At 69.1% G+C, this 986-nt stretch carries 1 protein-coding gene; it reads right to left on the bottom strand.

What is annotated here, in order from left to right; translation table 11 throughout:
* Nucleotides 1-116: 116 nt before the first annotated feature.
* Nucleotides 117-986: arabinosyltransferase C-terminal domain-containing protein (locus tag B1964_RS01195; protein ID WP_172398711.1), on the bottom strand; the 870-nt coding region annotated here is incomplete at its 5' end.

Here is a 986-nt window from a genome sequence, read left to right as displayed (position 1 = left end):
CCCGGTCAAGCCCTACCTACATTCTCACCGTCTCGAGGCTCGTCGCTATCGCTCCTCGGCACCTCGACCATCGATCTAAGTGAGCGCTGTCGGCGCGCTGGTGGGCGCCATCGGCGTCAGTTCATGATCGCGCGCATCGGCCCCGGGGTCCACAGACCGGTGTGGGTGTCCTGGGTGACGACGAGATCGGCGGGCGTCTGGTCGACCAGCGGGGTGAGCCGCTGCAGGCTGCCCCAATCCTTGGCCCACGAGTTGCGCAGGTAGGACGGCAGCACCGTCGCCGACAGATCGTTGTCGACCATGCCGAGCGGACCGCCGTAGTTGCCTGCCATCCAGTTGCGCGAGTTGACCCGTTCACCGTCGGCGTCGGGGGTGATCCGCCACTTCGGGATCTCCCAGATGCCGTTGTGCACCTCGGCCGGCCGCTGGCACGGGAACGCCAGGGCGACCTCCCAGTCGAGTAGCGTCGGGTCCTTGCTGCCGACAAGGTCGTTCAGTGTCACCATCGGGGTCACCCGCGGCGGGGTCACCGCGAGCCAGCCCGAGGGATCCGAGGACGTGTCGGCCGCGACCACGCGCACGACACTCGCCCGTGGCGGCGCCTTATCGAGCGGGAACCGCATGTTGCGCCATGCAGGATCGGTGGCGATCCCCAGCGGCACCTGCGAGGCGACCGTGGTCACCGATCCGTCAGGCTCGACACGACCGAACTCGAGTCGCAGCTCCGGCCCCGGATGGGTGACGGCCAGGTCGTCGATGTAGCCGACGGTGCCCGCCACCGACATCGTCACCAGCGGTGCATCGGGGCTGCGCTTGGGCAGCTGATACCACTCGGAGGTCAGCGAGGCGCGGCTGCCCGGGGCACCGTAGCTCCCGAGCACCGGCACCTTGGCCGCGTCGAGACCGAAGGGCAGCTTCACCGACGAGCCGTTGACACCCTTCGTTGCGGTGGTGCCACCTGCGGTATCGGCTGGGCCGGGGGGGGT

The organism is Gordonia sp. i37 (assembly GCF_002043085.1).
GTDB classification, from domain to species: Bacteria; Actinomycetota; Actinomycetes; order Mycobacteriales; family Mycobacteriaceae; genus Gordonia; species Gordonia polyisoprenivorans.
Note: the sequence above shows the minus strand (reverse complement) of the source record. Positions and strands in the feature narration are given on the sequence as shown.